The organism is Bacillus sp. N6, assembly GCF_052805735.1.
Window position 1 is genome coordinate 5,050,622 of record NZ_CM127843.1, and the last position, 16,349, is coordinate 5,066,970.

Annotated in this window: 16 protein-coding genes; 6 read left to right on the forward strand and 10 right to left on the reverse strand. The window is 37.2% G+C overall.

The genetic code is table 11. From position 1 onward, the window contains the following. Positions 1–35: 35 nt before the first annotated feature. The 7 genes from celF to ACUXVC_RS26170 all read right to left on the reverse strand — a co-directional run bounded on the left by celF (position 36) and on the right by ACUXVC_RS26170 (position 5,787). Positions 36–1,361: a 6-phospho-beta-glucosidase gene (celF, locus tag ACUXVC_RS26140; RefSeq protein ID WP_000145750.1), complete on the reverse strand. Its 1,326-nt coding sequence runs from the start codon at positions 1,359–1,361 to the stop codon at positions 36–38. A gap of 3 nt (positions 1,362–1,364) precedes the next feature. Continuing rightward, positions 1,365–1,688: a PTS lactose/cellobiose transporter subunit IIA gene (locus ACUXVC_RS26145; protein ID WP_000989050.1), complete on the reverse strand. Its 324-nt coding sequence runs from the start codon at positions 1,686–1,688 to the stop codon at positions 1,365–1,367. 181 nt (positions 1,689–1,869) lie between these two features. Then, on the reverse strand, positions 1,870–3,177 hold the full coding sequence (gene celB / locus ACUXVC_RS26150) for a PTS cellobiose transporter subunit IIC (RefSeq protein WP_001168854.1): 1,308 nt from the start codon (positions 3,175–3,177) through the stop codon (positions 1,870–1,872). Positions 3,178–3,193: 16 nt separating this feature from the next. Then, positions 3,194–3,496 (reverse strand): PTS sugar transporter subunit IIB, encoded by a 303-nt coding sequence (locus ACUXVC_RS26155; RefSeq protein ID WP_001023569.1) that lies wholly within the window; start codon positions 3,494–3,496, stop codon positions 3,194–3,196. A 345-nt stretch (positions 3,497–3,841) separates the two neighbouring features. Continuing rightward, positions 3,842–4,159 (reverse strand): PTS lactose/cellobiose transporter subunit IIA, encoded by a 318-nt coding sequence (locus tag ACUXVC_RS26160; protein WP_000379645.1) that lies wholly within the window; start codon positions 4,157–4,159, stop codon positions 3,842–3,844. Between the two features lie 9 nt (positions 4,160–4,168). Next, positions 4,169–5,470, reverse strand: a complete 1,302-nt coding sequence (celB, locus tag ACUXVC_RS26165; protein ID WP_446025892.1) for a PTS cellobiose transporter subunit IIC — start codon at positions 5,468–5,470, stop codon at positions 4,169–4,171. A gap of 14 nt (positions 5,471–5,484) precedes the next feature. Then, complete coding sequence (locus ACUXVC_RS26170) at positions 5,485–5,787, reverse strand: PTS sugar transporter subunit IIB (RefSeq protein WP_001023543.1); 303 nt, start codon at positions 5,785–5,787, stop codon at positions 5,485–5,487. A gap of 223 nt (positions 5,788–6,010) precedes the next feature. On the opposite strand from ACUXVC_RS26170, the gene ACUXVC_RS26175 reads away from it, so the two are divergent. From ACUXVC_RS26175 to ACUXVC_RS26185, 3 genes are all read left to right on the forward strand, one after another. Further along, positions 6,011–7,228: a dicarboxylate/amino acid:cation symporter gene (locus ACUXVC_RS26175; RefSeq protein WP_000649376.1), complete on the forward strand. Its 1,218-nt coding sequence runs from the start codon at positions 6,011–6,013 to the stop codon at positions 7,226–7,228. A 164-nt stretch (positions 7,229–7,392) separates the two neighbouring features. Further along, on the forward strand, positions 7,393–8,550 hold the full coding sequence (locus ACUXVC_RS26180; protein ID WP_446025893.1) for an acyltransferase: 1,158 nt from the start codon (positions 7,393–7,395) through the stop codon (positions 8,548–8,550). A 39-nt stretch (positions 8,551–8,589) separates the two neighbouring features. Then, on the forward strand, positions 8,590–8,970 hold the full coding sequence (locus ACUXVC_RS26185) for a VOC family protein (protein ID WP_000610162.1): 381 nt from the start codon (positions 8,590–8,592) through the stop codon (positions 8,968–8,970). A 40-nt stretch (positions 8,971–9,010) separates the two neighbouring features. On the opposite strand, the gene ACUXVC_RS26190 is transcribed toward ACUXVC_RS26185, so the two are convergent. After that, on the reverse strand, positions 9,011–11,011 hold the full coding sequence (locus ACUXVC_RS26190) for a YhgE/Pip family protein (RefSeq protein ID WP_446025894.1): 2,001 nt from the start codon (positions 11,009–11,011) through the stop codon (positions 9,011–9,013). Between the two features lie 135 nt (positions 11,012–11,146). On the opposite strand from ACUXVC_RS26190, the gene ACUXVC_RS26195 reads away from it, so the two are divergent. Beyond that, on the forward strand, positions 11,147–12,031 hold the full coding sequence (locus ACUXVC_RS26195) for a LysR family transcriptional regulator (RefSeq protein ID WP_144465749.1): 885 nt from the start codon (positions 11,147–11,149) through the stop codon (positions 12,029–12,031). Between the two features lie 47 nt (positions 12,032–12,078). On the opposite strand, the gene ACUXVC_RS26200 is transcribed toward ACUXVC_RS26195, so the two are convergent. Both ACUXVC_RS26200 and ACUXVC_RS26205 read right to left on the reverse strand, forming a co-directional pair. Continuing rightward, the gene (locus ACUXVC_RS26200; protein WP_144465750.1) at positions 12,079–13,164 is read right to left on the reverse strand and encodes a transcriptional regulator; all 1,086 of its coding nucleotides are present in this window, start codon (positions 13,162–13,164) and stop codon (positions 12,079–12,081) included. Between the two features lie 91 nt (positions 13,165–13,255). Beyond that, the gene (locus tag ACUXVC_RS26205) at positions 13,256–13,405 is read right to left on the reverse strand and encodes a hypothetical protein (protein WP_000283179.1); all 150 of its coding nucleotides are present in this window, start codon (positions 13,403–13,405) and stop codon (positions 13,256–13,258) included. Between the two features lie 255 nt (positions 13,406–13,660). On the opposite strand from ACUXVC_RS26205, the gene cydA reads away from it, so the two are divergent. Beyond that, on the forward strand, positions 13,661–15,016 hold the full coding sequence (cydA, locus tag ACUXVC_RS26210) for a cytochrome ubiquinol oxidase subunit I (RefSeq protein WP_144465751.1): 1,356 nt from the start codon (positions 13,661–13,663) through the stop codon (positions 15,014–15,016). Then, complete coding sequence (locus ACUXVC_RS26215) at positions 15,009–16,034, forward strand: cytochrome d ubiquinol oxidase subunit II (protein WP_000544183.1); 1,026 nt, start codon at positions 15,009–15,011, stop codon at positions 16,032–16,034. Before cydA ends, ACUXVC_RS26215 begins: the two co-directional genes overlap by 8 nt. Positions 16,035–16,349: the final 315 nt, after the last annotated feature.

Here is a 16,349-nt window from a genome sequence, read left to right on the forward strand (position 1 = left end):
ATAGAATAAAAAAAGCGGGCTAAATAGCGCCGCTTTTACTTCTCTACCTTTTTAAAGAACTGCGGAAGATACTCTTTATGTGCTTCCAACATTTCATCTAAAATTTGTTTTGCAACTTTATCTGATGGTACAAGTGGATTGATTGTCATAGCAAGCAACGCCTTATGATAATCCCCTGTAACAGCAGCTTCAATTGTTGTGCGCTCGAATGATTTAATTTGTTGTACTAAACCGCGAACTGGTACTGGAAGATCTCCCACTGCAATTGGTTTTGGACCTTCTTTCGTAATAATACAGTTCACTTCAACAGCAGAATCATGTGGTAAGCTTGCAATTGTTCCGTTGTTTCGTGTATTAACAGGCTGGATATCACCTTTATTATTGTAAATAGACGTAATTAAGCTACATGCTGCATCACTATAATAAGCTCCGCCACGCTTTTCTAATTGTGGTGGTTTAATATCTAAGTTCGGGTCTTTATATAACTCAAACAAATCATTTTCTAATTGTTTTACTACTTCTGCACGTGTACCTTTTTCAACAGAAGCTTCTTTCTCTTCTTCTAACATTTCACGTGTTTTGTAGTAGTAACGATGGTATGGACATGGAATTGCACGAAGTCCGCGAATAAAGTCTGGTTCCCAGTTAAGCGCTGCGATATTTTCCATCGTAATTTGCTTTTCTGGATCTGTTACAAGCTCTAACACGCGGTCCATTACACTCACGCCATCTAAATATACGTCTAGTCCGTATACCATATGATTTAAACCTGCGAAATCAACGTGTACACGACTCGCATCTACTTCAAGTAATTTTGCAAGACCCATACGAATTCCGATTGGAACGTTACATAGACCAACTACTCTTTGAATATTTGTATAACGAAGGACAGCTTCTGTTACCATACCAGCTGGATTTGCAAAGTTAATTAACCATGCATTCGGACAGAGCTCCTCCATATCTTTACAAATATCTAAAATAACAGGAATCGTTCTCAACGCTTTGAATAGACCACCAGGACCATTCGTTTCCTGACCGATTACATCATATTTTAACGGGATTGCTTCATCTTTTGCACGTGCTTCTAATAAACCAACGCGAAGTTGTGTTGTTACGAAGTCAGCATCTTTTAATGCCTCACGGCGATCAAGTGTTAAATGTACCTCGATTGGTAAACCTGATTTTTTCACCATACGTTTCGCTAAGTTACCAACGATTTCTAACTTTTCTTTTCCTGCCTCAATATCTACTAACCAAATTTCACGAACAGGAAGCTCATCATAACGCTTAATAAATCCTTCAATTAACTCTGGTGTATAACTAGATCCACCGCCGATTGTAGCAATTTTAATTCCAGTCATGCTTTATTCCCCTTTCGCTTCAAGCTTTTTATAAAGATCGATAAACTCTGCTGCTAATTCTTTCACTGTAATCGCATTCATTAAATGATCTTGTGCGTGAATTAAAAGAACACTAATCTCTGTTTTTTCTCCTCTTGCTTCTGATTGTATGAGCTCTGTTTGGAAATGATGCGCTTCATTAATCGCTTCTTTCGCCTTTACCATCGCTTCATCTGCTTCTGCCATTTTCCCCTGTTTGGCAAATTGAAGTGCCTCCATCGCAAAGCTTCGTGCGTTACCACTATTTAAAATCAATTGGAATGGAATTTGTTCTGCTGTAGTCATCATAATTACCGCCCTCTCTATAAGGTTCAACCGATTTAAATACCCCTTCAGTTTGAACATCTCTATTAAAGTTTTAATTTATTAATGATAGTTTGGTGTTCTTGCAGATGTGTTTCATCTTTTTGAACATGATATAAAGGTAATTATTCTGACGAGCTATAAGAACTCGCCAGAATAATATTTTTTAAAGTGATACTGAATTGTCGCTTCCTTTTGTTTCAGCTTTTGCAGCCTGTACATAAGTACGGTCACACATTAATACGAATGGATAGTAAATTACTACCGCGATTGCAAAGTTTACCACTTGTAGTGCTGCACCAGCGATGCTTCCGCCCGCTACAAGATAACCACTAAAGATTGGTGGCATTGTCCAAGGAACTAAAGCAACTGTTTTTGGTACCCACCCTAAAGAAATCGCTGTATAAGAAGTAATAACTAATACAACCGGTGTAAGTACGAATGGAATGATTAACGCTGGATTTAATACGATTGGTGTACCGAAAATAACTGGTTCGTTAATATTGAAGAAACCAGGACCGATAGATACGCGACCTACACCACGAAGTTGCGCACTTTTTGCAACAAGCATTACCGCTACTAAGAATGCTAATGTTGCACCTGATCCGCCGATGTATACGTATACATCAAAGAATGGCTTTGTGAAAATGTGCGGTACATCATATGCAGACATACCATCGTTAAATAATTTAATGTTCTTTTCTAGTGCTGGTAAATAAATTGGGTCGATAATACCACCGATAATATTAGGACCATGTAATCCGAAGAACCATAACACGTGAATAAGTAATGCGATAATAATTGCACTTGGTAACGTACCTGCTAAACCTTGTAATGGTAATTGAATTGTTTCAAATACGATTTTATGAATACTTGTTCCCGCTAATTTCACAGCTAACTGAATACTTGCTGTTACGATTAAAATAACGAATGCTGGAACTAATGCTGCAAATGATTTCATTACTGCTGGTGGAACACCATCTGGCATCTTAATTGTAATATCCCTTTGAACAAAGAACCTGAATACCTCGGTTACAAGAAGAGCTACAATGATAGAAACGAATAAACCTTGTGATCCTGTCCAAGCTAAATCAATACCGCCTTCTTTTGGCGTTGTCGGAGATATAATAATTAATGCACCGAATGTAATAATTGCTGCTGACAACGCGTCTACACCGTAAGATTTCGCTAAATTATAACTTATCCCAACTGCGGCTATGAGGGCTAATATTGCAAAGGACCCTGTCCACATACCACCGCCGATATCTTTCCAAACATCCCCAAATGCACCCTTCATAAGTTTTTGGAATGCATCAACTGGTAGATTATTTATAAGTACTGCAAACGATCCAACTAAAATAAGAGGCATAACTGCGATAAAACCATCACGGATTGCAACTAAATGACGCTGCGATCCGATTCTTCCTGCGACTGGAACTAAATATTTCTCCATAAATGCAATAAACTTTTGCATTTCGCTTCCCCCCTAATTATTTTTTAAGTGTTAATGCGTGATCTAAGACTGCTTCTCCATTCATCATGCCGTAGTGCATTGGATTGATAACGTCGATTCCAACGTTTCTCTCATCAGCAAGCGTTTTCATTGAAGAAAGCATGTAACGAACTTGTGGTCCTAGTAATAACACATCTGCTTGATCGATATTTGTTTTTACTGCATCCCCAGATACAGCCCAAATCTTTCCTTCTAGACCGCGAGCTTTTGCAGCCGCTTCCATTTTTGTAACTAGTAAACTTGTAGACATCCCTGCTGAACAACATAATAAAATATTCATTTGAAAATCCCCCTTGTGTAGTATAAAAAATTTATGTTTATTTATTTTTCTTCACGCTATTTATTAATGCAATTAGCGTGCCAACTTTTTAAAACCACTAAAATCAGTGCTTTTTCGAGCATTTTCTTTGTGTGTTAACGCTTTCAATTAGTGTGTCGTCCAAAAAACACACAGTGTGTTATAAAACAACACGCTTTTAACACATAACTGTATGAAAATAGATTAGTGTTTAGTTGTCTAGTTATGTTTAATATGAAAAAACACTAAAAAACTTTTTCAATGAAAAATAATTCATTATTTTAACCCACTATTTAGTGAAATAAAAAAACCTTGCATAAGCAAGGTTCATTCATCCACCGACATCTTCCTATATAACTCTACAAACTCACTCGCTAATTCTTTCACCGTAATTGCATTCATTAAATGGTCTTGTGCGTGTACCATTAAAAGAGTAACTTCGGTCTTTTCGCCACCAGCTTCTTTCTGGATAAGCTCCGTTTGTACACGGTGCGCCTCTTTTAATTCCTCTAGTGCTTCTTGTAATTTAGCTTCAGCTTCTGTAAACTCCCCACGCTTCGCACAATCAATTGCTTCCATTGAACAACTTCTCGCGTTTCCCCCATGCAAGATTAAATGAAAAGCTTTCGTCTCTATCGTATCCATTTTAGTTCTTTACTCCCCCTTTTCTTCCGCCAGTTTTTGTTTATCCCATATTTTTAAGAACGGTAAATAAATGAAGAATGCTAGCGCAAAGTTAACAAGTTGCAAAATAACACCTGAAATTTTTCCGCCTGATCCTAAATATCCACTAAAAAGAATCGGTGTCGTCCAAGGTACAGCAGCTCCGCTCGGACGGGCAACTAGCCCCCATTCCATCGCAAAGTAAGAAACAATCGTTAATACAACCGGAACTACTATAAATGGAATAAGTAAAAGTGGATTCATGACAATCGGCATCCCGAAAGTCACCATTTCATTAATATTAAAAATACCAGGTGCAATCGACAATCGACCTATACTTTTTAATTGCTGACTTCGCGCAAACAATAACATTCCGACAACTAAAGCTAGTGTTGCACCTGAACCGCCCATATAAATCCATAAATCAAAAAACTGTGCGGTAATCGTATTCGGTACATCTTGACCCGCTTGAAAAGCAACTCGGTTTTGATCCATTAACGATAACCAAATTGGGCTCATTACACCACCAACAATTGCAGCACCATGAATTCCGCACGCCCAAAGAACATGGACAATAATAACTGCAATTACTGCACCCCAAAGACTAGCTCCCAGTATACTAAGCGGCTCTTGCAGTAGCTTCCCTACAACATTATGAATGCTGCCGAAAGTTGTGTGTTCAAAAATTAATCTAATAATCCAAACAACTGTCACAACAATAAATCCTGGAATAAGCGCTGCAAATGAACGCGTGACAGCTGGTGGAACTGTCTCTGGCATCTTTATAATTATCTTTTTTTGTACAATAAATCGATAAAGTTCAGTAGATATAAGTGCAATAATCATTGCTACAAATAACCCTTGGCTTCCCATTAATGCAGCTGGGATAGCGCCTTCTACAAGTACACTTTCTTTTGTACTTGGTATAATATATGCAACTTGAAATGGAGTCGCAAGTAAAAACGTCACAAGCGACAATGCCCCGGATGCTAAAGCATCCACTTTATAATACTCTCCAAGCCTGTAAGCGATTCCAAAAACAGCTATTAAAGCCATTATATTAAAAGTTGCACTAACTGGATACCCTAAAGCTCTCTGCCAATTCTCACCAAACAAACCTGCCATAAACTCGTTATATCCAGGTATCGGCAGTGCACTAATAATGAGGAAAAACGATCCAATAATTAAGAAAGGCATCGTTAAAATAATTCCATCTCGAATTGCTTGCAAATGCCTCTGCTCTGCAACCTTCCCTGCTACCGGCATCACGTACTTCTCTAAAAACCGTATCATCTATCCCACTCTCCTCATGGTTTCATTGACAAAGCTGCTTGCAAGATAGCTTCTCCATTACAAAGTCCGTAATGAACGGATTGAATGACATCAACAGGTATCCCTTTATCCTTACATAATTCTTTCATTTTCGGTAATAAATAACGTACTTGCGGTCCAAGTAAAAGGACATCAGCTTTATCAATATGACTATTCACTTCAGAACCTGATACTGCCCAGATTTTTACTTCTATCCCTCTTGCCTCTGCTGCTTTCTCCATCTTTGTAACAATCAAACTGGAAGACATTCCCGCTGCACAGCAAAGCAAAATATTCATTCCGCTTCCCTCCCCCTTTTTCTAAACCTAAGTTATGGTGCATCCCTTGCCACCACTAGGTTACAAATATATATGTCTAGATTTCCTGCTGTATGCCGAGCTTAAAAACAAAAATTTCTTGGTTTTCACGCTATTCCATTTATCCGTATTCTCCTAGTAAAGAGGACTCTAACTCGCTATAATGATTCAGTATGATTTTTTTAATTGATAGGAGGATATATTTATGAAGGCATATCGCTTTCCGCTTATTTTATTATCTTCTATCCTAATTGGTGGTTTCATTGGTTATTTCATGGGTGCCGATGCAGTTGCTTTAAAGCCGCTTGGTGACATTTTCTTAAACTTAATGTTTACGATTGTTGTACCTCTAGTGTTCTTTAGCATCGCATCGTCTATTGCTAATATGGATGGATTAAAACGTTTCGGTAAAATTATGTCTAGTATGGCTGGGACTTTCTTATTTACAAGTATTTTGGCTGCTATTTTTATGATTATTGTCGTGAAAGTATTCCCGCCAGCACAAGGTGTTGTACTAGAACTAACACAACCTGACAAAGCCGGCAAAGCTGTTAGTGTTGCAGATCAAATCGTCGGTATTTTAACAGTATCTGACTTCTCGAAGTTACTATCTCGTGAAAATATGTTAGCTCTTATTTTCTTCTCTATCTTAATGGGGATTGCAACTTCAGCAGTTGGCGAAAAAGGAAAACCATTCGCTACATTCCTACAAGCTGGTGCAGAGATTTCAATGAAGGTTGTATCTTTCATTATGTACTACGCTCCAATCGGACTTGCTGCTTACTTCGCAGCATTAGTTGGTGAATTCGGACCACAACTTCTTGGAACTTACTTCCGAGCGGCAATGGTATACTATCCAGCTTCTCTAATTTATTTCTTTGTATTCTTCACATTCTATGCATACCTTGCAGGTCGCAAGCAAGGTGTACAAGTATTTTGGAAGAACATGGTCTCTCCTACAGTTACATCACTTGCAACTTGTAGTAGTGCCGCAAGTATTCCAGCGAACTTAGAAGCAACGAAGAAAATGGGTATTTCTTCAGACGTTCGTGAAACAGTTGTCCTTCTTGGTTCTACACTTCATAAAGACGGCTCTGTTTTAGGTGGCGTATTAAAAATTGCTTTCTTATTCGGTATTTTCAACATGGAATTCGAAGGACCGAAAACATTAGCAATCGCACTTGTTGTTTCTTTATTAGTAGGAACAGTAATGGGTGCTATTCCAGGCGGTGGTATGATTGGTGAAATGTTAATCGTATCTCTATACGGTTTCCCGCCAGAAGCACTGCCAATTATCGCAGCAATTAGTACAATCATTGATCCACCTGCAACGATGTTAAACGTAACAGCAGATAACGCTTGTGCGGTAATGACAGCTCGCCTTGTAGAAGGTAAGAATTGGATCAAAAACAAATTTGCTTAATAGCTAGAAAGAGGATGCTCTAAACGAGCATCCTCTTTTTGTCGTTATTTGTTGATAAGTTGATATTTCCTCTCGCCACAAATTTGTTGAAATCTTCACAAATATTCCACATCCATTATCCATTCTCCGTACTATAATCATGTATGGAAAAGGAGATGGAAATAATGACACAAAGCGCACCCGAATTTAAAGTTTTGCAAAGCATTGCATTTCTCGCTGTCGTTTTGCAAAGTTCCTTATTATATACAATGAATCAAGGAAATGTCTTACTTGAGCAATCCCTCATTATGGGCATGCTATTTAATCTTGCAAAATTCTCAGCACCAGCATTCATATTTATCGTTGGATTTCACTTAATTCGTCACTATACGAAGCAATTAGTATATAAAGAATATATTTCTGAAAAAGCGACACACTTACTCATTCCTTATTTCTTTTGGTCTATTCTTTACTTATTAACAACAAATGATCTTATTACATTACAAGGCGGAATAAAAATTTTATTACTCGGAACAGCCGCGCCCCATCTTTGGTACGTTATTATGATGTTCCAAATTCACTTATTGTTCCCTTTACTATGCACACTTTTTTATTGGTTTCAAAAACGAACAGAAAATAAAAAAGACATATATAAATATATGACCTTTTTCGCTTGCCTATATTTTCTATTAATGTGGTTCTCTTCTCACTATATTTTTAATGGAGAAAAATTAACAAGTTCAACAATTTTACATTATACAGATCGATCATTTCTATTCTACTCATTCTATTTCGTTATGGGTGGCATTGCCGCTGTAGCACTAAAAACTTGGCGTCTATTCGTCATGAAACATATCCCGCTCATAACAATATTATTTTTCATCTTATTTTTATTCATCAATTATGAGTTGTTTAGTTTTTACGGAGCAAACTCTATTCATTTAACTGTTTCTACCTATTTAAAACCATCTATGTTTTTATATATCGTATGCGAAATTATCATACTGTATGTGTTATCTATTATGATAGTACAGCGTCGTGGTTTCTTATATAAAACGTTACGTTTCATTGGAAATTACACGTATGGTGCTTATTTAGCTCACTTATTCTTCTTGCAACTATGTACAAAACTTCTTTCCTTATTCACGCTGCAAGAAAATACTATATTATATAGCCTATTACTATTTGTGTTAACGGCTATTATCTCTATTTCAACAATGGTCATTTGTAGCACAATACCATTTCATACTTGGATTACAGGTCCTTCTCCTACAACAAAGATGAAATGGACGAAGGTTGTATTCCGAAAAAATCATAAAAAACTATTCAAGCCATATATTTGATATAATGATACGCATATAAAAAGAAAGCGAGAGACACCTATGATTAATCAAGTTGGACAAATTATGCTATATGTAAATAACCAAGACGAAACAGTACAATTTTGGACAGAAAAAGTAGGGTTCCAAATCATTGCGGAAGAGAATAACGGAAACGGATTCCGCTGGATTGAAATTGCACCGGCGAAAGAAGCAGGAACAAGCATCGTCCTTCACGATAAAGCGTTAATCGCCAAGATGCAACCTGAACTAAACCTTAATACACCTTCACTTATGTTCTTCTCAAATGACTTAGACCGTCTATATAAAGATCTTTCTGAGAAAAATGTCACAGTTGGACAGGTTGTAGATTTACCTACTGGTAGAGCATTCAACTTTGCTGATAATGAAAATAATTACTTTGCAGTAATGGAACGTAAATAAAAAATAAGCTATCCGAAAAAATCGGATAGCTTATTTCCTGTTAAGAAACTTGTTCTACATTCGTTTCTCTATGCTGTATATGGCTCGTGATCCAAGCAATTCCACCGGCAACAACGAGATAACATAACAATATTAAAATTTGTATTTTTAATTGCGACCAATCTCCTAAAGAGATAACATCTTGTAATCCTCTAAGAGAATGAGACATTGGGAGAAACTGCCCAATTTTGCTAAGAACAGCTATGTTTAATTCTCCTGGGAAAGTCCCCCCGCTTGTCGCTAATTGCAAGACAAGAAGCGTTACTGCTAAGAACTTTCCAACAAGACCAAATACTGTTACTAACATAAGAATAAATGTCATGAACGTAAAGGAAATCACAATACTTGATAAAACAAAAAGTGGTACACTGGCAACTTCTAATTTCATAACACCTAGCACAACTACATCTACGAGTAGCGCTTGAATAAGTCCAATTAAATATACCAATCCTAGTTTATTAATAAAATGTACCGTTCCACTTACCTTCATATTTTGTCTACGACCAAGCGGTAAAATATTCGATGCCATAATTCCGCCAACATAAAATGCAAGCGATAAGAAATATGGTGCAATGCCTGAACCGTAGTTAGGAACGTCAGAAACTGTTGACTTCACTAACTGAACTGGCTCTGAGAACATCGTATTGCGTGCATCATCATTACGAACATTCGCTATCTTCTCTGCACCCTCTCCCAATTTCGTAGAAAGTTCTTTCGAACCATCATCAAGTTTAACAAGTCCATTTGTTAATTTACCAGCACCGTTATTCAGCTCCGTTCCACCACTCGCAAGCTGGTTTACACCTTCTTGCAATGATGTAAATCCATTTCCCCACTTCGTAAATCCATCAGCCAAATTCGATGCACCATCTGCTATCTTTTGCGTTCCAGCAGTAGCTTCATTTAACTTAACTCCGAATGTATTTATGCCTTCTTCAATCTTATGTTGACCGTCAGTAAGCTTCTTCGCACCTTGTGTCAATTGTTGTTGGCTATTATTTAAAGTACTTGCTGCTTTAGCTAGTCCATTAGACGTAGCAACAATTTTTTGAAAAGCGGGATCTTGCTGCACTTCTGGATGATTTTTCACGTACTCTTCTAATTGTTGTTTTACACTATTTGCCGCATTGTCCGCTTTCGCTTGCCCTTCAGCAAGTTTTTCATTTCCATTCACCCATTCATTTGTACCAGCACTTAATTCACTAATTCCTGATTGTAACGTTTTTTCACCTTGTGCTAGTAATTCCATACCACTATGAAGTGATGTCGCTCCTTGACTCAGCTCATTTGCTCCCCCGGTTAAAGCAGATTGACTGGATGCAAGCTTTTCACTTCCTTCTTTCAATTTCGATGTCCCATTACTTAAACGATCAATACCATCCGCAAGCTGATTCACTCCATTTTTTGCATCGGTCGTTCCTTCATGTAACTTCTCAGCACCATTACTTGCATCACTCAATCCTTGTGCCAAATCTTGAAACTTTGAAAAGACACCTTCTGTATAAGATTTCGTAATACTGTTTGAGATTTTTGTTTTCATATTTTCAACAGCTGTCGTTCCAATTTGAGCTGCTACAAAGTTTTTACCTGGATTTACTTTGTACTGCAACTTTGCCGGCTCTGGTTTCTCATCCATAAGTGTACTTACCTTTTTAGAGAAATTCTCTGGAATCGTAACAACCATATAATATTTATCTTCTTTTAACCCTTCATCTGCATTTTTTTCTGATACGAAATGAAAAGCTAGTTCCTTATTCTCTTTTAAATTTTTAACAAAATCGTCTCCTGCATGAATTGTTTTTTCATCCATCACAGCACCCTTATCTAAGTTCACAACTGCAACGGGTAATTTATCTAATCTTCCGTACGGATCCCAATATCCAGCTAAAAAGAATCCTGAATAAATTAACGGAACGATTAATAAAAAAATTAAAGCGATACGTCCATGTTTATGGTGCCACATCGCTTTCCAATCTTTAAATATAAGTTGAATTCCCTTCATGAAACATACTCCTTCTCCGAATTTAACACCATTAGAATGGTTTAACAGATTTACTATACACGTCACTTTCCATACTGTATAATACATCTTTAATTATCAATTCATTCCTTTTGGTCTATAGAAAGGAGATTCGAAATGGAACTGCTCCAGTTAAAATACTTTCAGACAGTTGCACGACTAGAACATATGACAAAGGCAGCTGAAGAATTGCATATCGCGCAACCTTCACTCAGCAAAACAATAGCTAGACTCGAAAAGGATTTAGGCGTCCCTTTATTTGATCGCCAAGGCCGACAGATTACTTTAAATTCTTTCGGAAAAGTATTTTTAAAACGAGTAGAACGTATTTTTCATGAATTAAGTGAAGGGGAACGAGAAATTAAAGATTTAGCCGAATTACAACAAAGCTCTATTACACTGGCCGTTTCTATTCCGAGAATATTACCAGAACTACTTGGCTCTTTTTTAATAGAACATCCTAACGTTCGATTTCAACAATTTCTTGCATCTACTCCTTCTATGAAACGACAACTAGATAATATAGAAATTGACTTTTGTATCTCCTCTGTGCCAATTGAAGGTGAGGAGGTTGTTTGGGAACCACTTATTACAGAAGAAATTTTCTTAGTCGTCCCTTCAGGCCACCGTTTATCCGGCCGAGCAAATATCCACCTGCATGAAGTAAAAGACGAACCGTTTATTAGTATGAACACTGGCTACGGATTTCGGCACTTAACGGATGAATTTTGTAAAGAAGCTGGTTTCACTCCGCATATTGCTTTTGAAGTCGATGAACCGACCGTGATTAGCGACCTCATTAAGCAAGGTCTCGGCATCGCTTTTGTTCCAAGTTTAACTTTATTAAAAAACTCTACTTTAGCATCAAGCAAGTTGCGTATTATTGAACCCACTTGTCAGCGAACCATCGGATTAAGTTGGTCAAAAAAACGTTACTTATCAAAAACAGCTCAGCAATTCCGTGAATTTGTGATTGACTACTTCTCTAATATTAGAACGTAAAATTATATGAACAAATAAAAGGTGCCACCCTCATATGGTGGCACCTTTTATTGTTCACTCTTTTTTAATTCCATTTCAGCTAAAAGTGGTAGCACGTTATCAAAAATATGCGTATTATTATTTTCACCTGTTACATATCCACCGTAATATCTACTAAATACGTTGTCATTTCGGAATGTGGCCATATGATCATACAATTCCTTCGCAAACTTTGTATCACCTGTTTGTAGTACGTACAAAATTGTTAATCCGTACGCGGCCGGCGATTCATAATTCACAGTTTGTTTTCCCGTTTCTAAATTGTAACGACCGTATAGCTTTCCATCCTCTTGGAACTTCTTCTTTATAAATTCCAAATAAGCAGCTGATGAAAGATCTCCTAAACTTCGATGATATGCAACGTATGATTGGTCAATAAGATTCACTTCTTTATCGTACGTAAATGTACCATCTTCTTTATACTCTTTTGGGAATGCCCAGCCATGCCTTGGATAATCCGCTAAAAATTGAACGACTTCCTGATATTGCTGAGCAGAAACTTTGCCGTACTTCTTCATATAGGAGAATGCACGCGGATTTATGTATGATGTTGTTACAAAATTATTTTGTTTCCCGGCATCTGCATCATAATAATCAACATAATAATTATCTTTTTTATTATAACTAAGTACAGCATCACTTAATTGATCAGCAAGGTTTTTATAACGCTCTTCCTTATACATTTCATAAGCACGATATAATTGTTCTATAATACGAAGATCATCTATAAGTGCATTTGTAGCTGACTGCCTCTCTCCCTTTTCAGAGAGTTTCCATAAAACGATATGATTCTTATATATGAAATTATCTTGAATAACCTTTACTTGCTCATCAAATAACGCCTGATCATCTTTATCAAGTGTATACTGTAACCATAATCCCGCCGATTCTGATAATGCTTCACGTCCCTTAGCTTCACCCGTACCTGCCTTAGTATCTACTAAACGATACGTGGCAAGTGTTCCATTGTCATTCACCATATGTCTTAAAATAAAATTTTCTGTACGGTTTCCTTGTAAAGCTGACCAAAATACAATTCCACCTAAAGCGATTAAGAAGATAACTCCAATCCCTATATATAAACGTTTCCGCAATCTTTTCACCTCCCTAGTAAGGCTAACCTTAATTTTATCAGAACATACATAAATTTAAAAAAGACAATCTATTAGATTGTCTCCCGCATTTCTATCCCTCACAAACCTCTTTAGAAGGTTTATATAGCGATTGTACAAGTCGATCATATTCACGACGCGTAATTTCTTTATTATATAGCTTCAATAATAAATCTCTATGCTCTTTTGAAAATGCCATCTTTTTAATGACTTCAGGATACATAAAACACCCTCTCCATTTCACATAAACTTCTTGATTCCGAAAAATAGAACTTATGTTCGCATAAAAGATTATAAAAGATTCCTGAGCAAAAAACAAACAAAACATGACCAACCATTTATTTCTTTCTATTCAAAATATTACAACATTATATTATCATATTCACTTTTTAAATACATATATATTTTTGGTAGTTTTTTTGAATAAATCTTCCAATTCAATCAGAAAATAATGGCAAAAAAGAAGAGGAGTTTACATATGGATACGGTAACATTAGCAAGAGCATTTTTTGGTTCTTCATTAGCATTCCACATTATCTTTGCAACACTTGGCGTCGGACTTTCATTGATGATTTTTATAAGCGAAATACTTTATCACTGGAAGAAAGACTCCGACTATGCCATTATGGCGAAAAGATGGACAAAGGCGTTTGCTATTCTTCTCGGTGTAGCAATTCCAACTGGAACAATTGTTGGTGTGCAAATCTCACTTCTTTGGCCTGGTTTCGCCAAAATTGTTGGGCAAGTTATTTCTGTTCCCTTCCAAATTGAGATTTTCGCCTTCTTTTTGGAGGCTTTATTCATGTCGATTTACGTATATGCAGCTGATAAACTTCCTCCATTTATGAGATTAATCTCGCTATTTTTCGTCATGCTTGGTGCCACGGCATCCGCCGTACTCATTACATCAGCAAATACATGGATGAATACACCAGCAGGCTTTTCAATGAATCCAGATGGATCTGTTTTTAACGTTGATCCGTGGAAAGCTTTCTTTAATCCGAGTTTTGGCACAAGTGCATTCCATGTTGTTATTACGGCTTATGCAACTGGTGCGGCTGTCATTGCTTCTATCGCTGGATTTAAATTATTGAAGAAAAATTTAAGTACACGTGAAATTGCTTATCATAAAAAAGGGCTACTATTAGGGCTTGTCGTTACATTTATTACAGGCGCTACGATGTGGCTTTCAGGACATGAATCAGCGATTGCCTTACATAAACACTCACCTGAAAAACTTGCATCTGCTGAAGCTTTATTTGAAACGACATCACACGCACCGCTATCCATTGGCGGAGTTGTGGATCCTAATACACTTGAACTAAACTACGCACTTGAAATTCCAAACATGCTTAGCTTATTAGTGGGACTAGACCCTAGCACTGTCGTAAAAGGTTTAAAGGAATTCCCACAAGAAACATGGCCACCATTTTATACACATACACTATTCAACTTAATGGTCGGCACTGCTGCGTTTACCTTTGCAGTTGCAGCAATTGCGCTCTTATATTGGTACTTCGTTTACCGAAAAAAGGGAACAGAACTACCAAAGTGGCTACTTTGGGGGGCTGCTGCATGCGGACCAATTATGATGCTCGGTATTGAATTCGGCTGGATTTTCAGTTGTAGCGGTCGTCAACCATGGACAATTTATGGTATGCAACGTACCGTCGATGCATCTACACGCGCCGATTTCGTCGGTCCTTTATTTGTTTTGTTCATCATTTTATATGTTGGACTCGCTATTTTAACAGTCATTGTTCTACGGACATTCTTTAGAAGACATCCATTAAAGAATGATTTACAACACCAAGGAGGCGATTCTCATGCATGAGGAAAGTATTGCAATCATCATCTTATGGGCCCTTATTTTCGTATACAGTATATTAGGGTCCATCGATTTTGGCGCTGGTTTTTGGGGCATGGTATACGCAAAACATCCAACGCTCGCTGCTAAACTTGCGAATCGGTACTTATCACCAACTTGGGAAGTAACAAATACGTTTCTCGTCTTCGTCGTTGTCGCATTTCTCGGCTTCTTTCCGAAAGCAGCCTTTACTCTTGCGACAGTAATGTTCGTACCAGTTATGTTAATTTTAGTGCTCGTTGCAGTACGTAGTACATTTATGGTATTTGCTTACTCCTTGCCGAAATATCAGTACCTTCTTCGGGTTATTTCAGGTATTACTGGTCTCTTAATTCCAGCACTATTAATTACCGTTTTACCCGTTACAGAAGGAGCCTATATTACAATGTCTGAAGGGAAAGAAGTACTCCTGTATGGAAAACTTCTTTCTAGCCCGGTTATCTATTGCTATATGCTCTTCGGAATAACGTCTGAACTATTTCTCTCCTCTCTCTTTCTTGCTGATTTTGCGAGAGAACAAAGTTCAGAAGATACGTATAGAATTTATAGAAGAAATGCCATCATCCTTGGTCCTGCAACGCTCGTTACGGCGATCATCGCCCTCGTTGTAATGGATCCTGAAACACATTGGCTTATGCAAGGATTAATAAAGCAATTCCCGTGGTTTACAGTTTCTATTGTTTTATTCGTTATCGGATACTCGTCCCTTTGGTGGACAAACAAAAAGTACAATACACTAGGATATCCTCGCATTGCCGTTTTAGCTGTCGTCGCTCAATATGCATTTGCAAGCTACGCTTACGGCGTCGCGCATTTACCTTATATTATTTATCCTGACGTAACTGTATTTACAAGCTTTACAACGACAGAAACGTTCTATGCACTGCTCATTCTATACGCAATTGGGATTGCAATTTTATTACCAGGATTTATTTTCTTCTGGAATTTATTCTTGAAGGATCGTACTTTTTTGAAGGAAAAATAATATAGCATTGGGGTCTGTTCCAAAAGGTATTTTGGGATGGGCTCCTTTTGTCATGTTTTGTCGATAAGTCGATATATTTTAAAAATCGCTGATATATTTTGAGTTGCGCCGATATATTTCAATGATCGCTGATATATTTTGAGTTACGCCGATATATTTCAATAATCGCCGATATAAATCTCATTTACTACCCAATCAATTTATAGACTCCTCTCATAATAGTTATTTCACTATTCGTGACACTTGTCCTTTAGCTTGAAAAACACATATTCGCTTCATCTCGTTATACGTCTAGTTCTTCTTATTTTTTGCTGA